Here is a 5,477-nt window from a genome sequence, read left to right as displayed (position 1 = left end):
CTGAGAGATACCTTCACGGCGACATAGCTCGGCGATGCTGTCCTCGCCGCGCAGGCCTTCCAGCACAATCCGTATCTTCTCCTCCGCATTATATTGCTTGCGGGTTGCTCTACGGATATCCTTGACCACCCGCTCCGCGGGGGCTTTTGAGTATTTTGCTTTCATCTTCGTTCCTTACAGTCACTACAATGAAACCAAAATACTCCCTTATTCTATGACGCTAATCTGTCTATCGATCGCTGACGGGGGACAGGCGGAAGAAGCCTCTCACCCATCCTAGGTGAACAGTAGATCCGAAGATTGCTCCAAACATGGGCCTATTATCCGCTTTAGCTGCGTGAGAGCCGTTGCGGATCCAACAGGCGCGTCCAGCCAGCGCTCCATCTTAGGGCTTTTGCTGCGGGCTGATATTGTGTCTGCATCACGCCTTTGGTTCGGTCATGTCAGTCTAACTACCGGCTTCCCGAAAGCGGGTGCTTTACGCCATCAGTGCGAGATGTTCGATGGTGAGTGCGACGCTGAGCATGGTTGGAGACAATAGAAATGCCCCTAACAACCCTGCGATCGGAAGCCTTACGCCGAAACAATGCTTTTGATCATATGCTGTTGAAAAGCCACTTACATGTTGCCGCTTCCTGACCGCTTCTCCGATCAACATCACGGCGGGGCCATCACCCAAGGCGGCACGAACGGAAATAGACAGTAAATCCAGACGTGTGCTGAATTGCCGCTCTTCCTTCAGGCTCACATTTTCTATCAGCAAGACCGGCGTATCACTGGCCAGGCCAGCGCGGATCAGCTTGCGGGATATCGTGGCGGCTGCCGCTTTGCCCATATAGATGGCCAGCGTAGCCTTTGGATCAGCCAGCGCGTCCCAATCCAGATCAAGCGCTTCGCCCGCGCGGGCATGGGCGGTTACGAACACCAGCTTTCGAGCGAGACCTCTAACCGTGAGAGATATGCCGGCGCTGGCGGCTGCAGCCGAGGCAGCGGTGATTCCCGGACAGATTTGATAAGGAATTGCATGTTCTATCAGCGCTTCGGTTTCTTCGGTAGCACGGCCAAAAATACCGGCATCGCCGCCTTTCAACCGGACTACGCGTTCGCCAACCAATGCGGCTTCGACCAGCAACTCGTTGATGCTGCGCTGGTCCTTGGAATGGCGGCCGGACCGTTTTCCGACGGGAACAAGTCTGGCTCGACGAGGGGCCAGTGCCAGAACATCTTTTCCAACCAGCGCGTCGTAGAAAATGACGGTCGCAGCATCGATAAGCTTCTCGGCCTTTCGGGTGAGCAGATCGGGATCGCCGGGACCTGCGCCAACCAGCCAGACGGATCCGGGCTGAATAATAATTTCGCTCATTCTGCGGCCTCCAGTTTTGGTGCGTGCAATTCTGCCAGCAATCTTGTTATTGCGGGGCGGCAACTGCCGCAATTTGTCCCAGCATTGAGAGCCGTACCGACCTCTTCCAGACTGATGAGAGATTGCCGGGCAATGGCGCTGGCAATTTGTTTGGCCCCCACATTGAAGCAAACGCAGACGGTCGAACCCTTGTCCGCTCCGGCGACTTTTGGCCGGGCAGCAAGAAGTGAGGCTGCATCTGCCTGATCATCGCCGGCAAGCTGCACCACAATCCAGTCACGGGAAGGCAGATCCCCTTTGCGCGTCAGGTACAGCGCTGCTGCCAACCGACCTTCTCCATTACGAACCGCAATTCTGCGCATACCGCGCTGCAGATCGACCGCCTCCATACGCTCGCCAGTCGGGAGCAGACTGTTCAGATCGATATTGCCTGCACCGGCCAGTTCGACCAGCCAGCCGCCCGCGATTCTCGCGCTGGTCCAATAAAGAATTGAAGGCAGAGCAGGACGGTTGGCACAGACCAGAAACGCGCGCCACTCGGGTTCCACTGCCGTTATGTTACAGGAACTATTCTTGAACGCAGGCTGCCCGGATATGGGGTCAACGGTCTGATCGGGAAGCCGGTTTGCGCGGCCGCCATTGCTCCACTGATCGGTCCAGTGCATCGGTGCAAATATTTCGCCCTGCCGCTGGGCATCGGTGATCTGAATCCGAAATATGCTTTCTCCTTGCGGCGTGGTGATCTTCGCAAGGCCGCCTTCGTCCAGTCCGCGAACAATGGCGTCGTGCGGATGTATCTCGACGAGTGGCTCACGGCGATGTTGGGACAAACGCGGACTCAGTCCGGTACGGGTCATGCTGTGCCACTGGTCGCGATAGCGCCCGGTATTGAGGGTTAGCGGGAAATCGGGATCATGCGCTCTGAGGGCTAGCGGTGCAACGGCCACCAGTCTGGCCTTGCCATCGGGCGTAGAAAACTTGCGATCTTCGAACGGTGATGCGCCGCCCCAGGGTTTTGGTGTCCAGGCATCATAATCGGCATCGCTTGTTGTGGCCCATTCCGACAAATCCAGTTTCCGTTTGCCCGCGTTGCGATAGCCGGTCTGGGCGGCATATTCCCGGAAAATTGCAGCTGCATTTTCGAATGAGAATGCCTCCTTATGGCCCATGCGGCGAGCGACCTGCTGGATGATCCACCAGTCTGCTTTTGCTTGCCCGGGCGCTGCGAATAATGGTCGCTGGCGGCTGATAACCCGCTCGCTATTGGTGACGGTTCCGTCTTTCTCGCCCCAGGCAAGCGCCGGCAATTTTACATGTGCGAACACGGTTGTGTCGGTTTCGGCGATGACATCCGAGACCACCACGAAATCACATCGCTTCAATGCCGCGCGGACATAATCTGCATCCGGCATCGAAACAGCCGGATTGGTTGCCATGATCCAGATCGCCTTGATCCGCCCGTCGTGCAAATCGCGAAACATGTCGACCGCCTTGCGGCCCGGTTTCCGTGCGATGGTCGGACTGTGCCAATATGTTTGCGCGGCATCACATTCCGCATCGGAAAACCCCATATGCGCGGCCAGCATCGAGGCAAGCCCGCCGACCTCGCGCCCGCCCATGGCATTGGGCTGCCCGGTTATCGAAAATGGTCCCGTGCCCGGCTTGCCAATCCTGCCCGTCGCAAGATGCAGATTGATGATCGCATTGCCTTTGTCGGTGCCACCGATCGATTGATTTGCACCCTGGCTAAACAGGGTAACTGTTTTTGGATGGGCGGTGACAAGATCGGCGAGCTGCTCCAGCAACTGCGGATCGACACCAGCCATTTCTGCATCGCCGGAGACGTTGTTCCAGAATTGGTCAGGCGCGTTGACATGGTCGCGCAGAAAATCCTCGTCGAGCGCGCCCCTATTCCTCATTTCCTGCAAAAGAGCGTTGAAAAGCGCGACATCACCATCCGGCCGTATCGCTAAATGAAGATCGGCACATTCGGCTGTTTCGGTGCGACGCGGGTCGATTACGACCAGTTTCGTGCCATGTTCTGCGCGTGCTTTTTCGATCCTTTGCCAGATGACCGGATGACACCATGCGGTGTTCGATCCGACCAGCAGGATCAGATCGGCTGCATCAAGATCGTCATAGCTGCACGGCACGACATCTTCGCCAAAAGCGCGGCTATGGGCGGCGACTGCGCTGGCCATGCACAGGCGGCTGTTGGTGTCGATATTGGCGCTGCCGATAAAGCCTTTCATCAGCTTGTTGGCGACATAATAGTCCTCGGTCAGCAATTGGCCGGAGACGTAGAATGCGACGCTATCGGGGCCATGTTCACGCACGGTATCGGCAAAGCGCTTCGCGACCAGATCGAGAGCCTGGCCCCACTCCGCTTGCTCGCCGCCAATTTCCGGATAGAGCAGCCGTCCTTCCAGACTGACCGTTTCCGCCAGATGCGTCCCCTTGGAGCATAGCCGTCCAAAATTTGCCGGATGCTTGGAATCGCCTTTGATCACTACCTCACGGTCGCCGGTGATTTCGGCTTCTATACCGCAACCAACGCCGCAATAGGGGCAAGTGGTGCAAATCTTTGTCACATAACCCCGACCAAGGCGGCGGCGCGTTCAATGTAAATCCGGCCTGCATCAATTTTTACCGGGATGACAGGCACACAACCCTTGTCTTCGCCCAAAGCCTTGCCCGTCACCAATGATATACGCCAATTGTGGAGAGGGCAGGTAACGCTGGTATCGTGCACGATACCTTGGCTTAGCGGCCCGGCCTTGTGGGGGCACTTGTTGGCCAGCGCATGGATCGCGCCGGTCGAGGTCCGGAAAATCGCAATTTCCTGACCGCCCCGTACCGGCAGAGTCCTGGCACCCAGCGCAGGCAGCTGCTCGACCGGGCCGATATCAATCCATTTTGCGTTCGCCATCATGCAGGCTCCAGAACAGCAAAGGGCCGGATTTCGGCGATATGTTTGTGGAGATGGCTCTCCGAGCCCGCAGCACGCTCCGCCCAGGGATCCTTCTGATGCACCGACTGGGCGAACAGAAAACGTTTCTGCAACGCCTTGCGGCCTGTCTCGTCTTCCACAATACGACCCTTGATATAGTCCATGCCGACCCTCTCCACCCAGGGCGCCGTCCGGTCGAGATAGCGCGCTTCTTCGCGGTAGAGCTGGATGAACGCCGCGATATATTCCAGCGCAGCCTCTTCGGTCTCGACCTTGCACAGGAAATCGGTGCCACGCAGGTGAATCCCGCCATTGCCGCCAACGCTCAGTTCATAGCCGCTGTCGACACAGATAATCCCGAGGTCCTTGATCGATGCTTCCGCACAATTGCGCGGACATCCCGATACGGCGATCTTGAATTTGTGCGGCATCCAGCTGCCCCAGGTCATCTGTTCGGCCTTGATACCGAGGCCGGTCGAATCCTGCGTGCCAAAGCGGCACCATTCGCTGCCGACGCAGGTTTTCACTGTGCGCAGCGCCTTGCCATAGGCGTGGCCCGATACCATGCCGGCGGCATTGAGATCGGCCCAGATTGCGGGCAAATCCTCTTTCTTGATGCCGAAAATATCCAGCCTTTGACCGCCGGTTACTTTCACTAGGCGCGCCTGATATTTGTCAGCGGCATCGGCAATCGCGCGCAGTTCATCCGGCGTGGTAATCCCGCCCCACATTCTCGGCACCACCGAATAGGTGCCGTCCTTCTGGATATTGGCGTGCATCCGTTCATTGACGAACCGGCTTTGCGGATCTTCCTGATGCTCCGTTGGCCACGCGCACAGCAGATAATAGTTGAGTGCCGGGCGGCAGGAGGCGCAACCATCCGGTGTGGTCCAGTGCAGTTCCTGCATCACTTGGGGAATGGATTTCAGCTCTTTCTCGAGGATATTGCGCCGAACATCTTCGTGGGTGAAACTGGTGCATTTGCACATCGGTGTAACCGTGCGTGCACCACCATAATCGTCACCCAGGGAGATACTGAGCAAGCTTTCAACAAGGCCGGTGCAGGAGCCGCAACTGGCGGATGCCTTGCAACCGGCGCGGACGCTATCGAGGTCGCTGGCACCGCCGTCGATGCACGCGACTACCTGTCCCTTGGTAACGCCG

The 5,477-nt window shown here is 57.6% G+C and carries 4 protein-coding genes and 1 pseudogene; all 5 read right to left on the bottom strand.

Translation table 11 applies throughout. The features are described 5' to 3' along the window. Positions 1 to 165: pseudogene (locus tag V7680_RS14790) on the bottom strand (IS3 family transposase); the annotation flags it as partial. Positions 166 to 478: 313 nt separating this feature from the next. Continuing rightward, positions 479 to 1,363, bottom strand: coding sequence for a uroporphyrinogen-III C-methyltransferase (gene cobA / locus V7680_RS14785; protein WP_335654029.1), 885 nt, complete (start codon positions 1,361 to 1,363; stop codon positions 479 to 481). Further along, complete coding sequence (locus tag V7680_RS14780) at positions 1,360 to 3,954, bottom strand: molybdopterin-dependent oxidoreductase (protein ID WP_335654028.1); 2,595 nt, start codon at positions 3,952 to 3,954, stop codon at positions 1,360 to 1,362. Before V7680_RS14780 ends, cobA begins: the two co-directional genes overlap by 4 nt. Further along, complete coding sequence (gene nirD / locus V7680_RS14775; protein ID WP_442955060.1) at positions 3,951 to 4,292, bottom strand: nitrite reductase small subunit NirD; 342 nt, start codon at positions 4,290 to 4,292, stop codon at positions 3,951 to 3,953. The genes V7680_RS14780 and nirD overlap by 4 nt, the downstream gene beginning before the upstream one ends. Then, positions 4,292 to 5,477, bottom strand: a 1,186-nt coding sequence (locus V7680_RS14770; RefSeq protein WP_335654026.1) for a (2Fe-2S)-binding protein, incomplete at its 5' end; no start/stop codon positions are given. The genes nirD and V7680_RS14770, both read right to left, overlap by 1 nt.

The organism is Parasphingorhabdus sp. (assembly GCF_036963705.1).
Taxonomy (GTDB): Bacteria; Pseudomonadota; Alphaproteobacteria; order Sphingomonadales; family Sphingomonadaceae; genus Parasphingorhabdus.
Note: the sequence above shows the minus strand (reverse complement) of the source record. Positions and strands in the feature narration are given on the sequence as shown.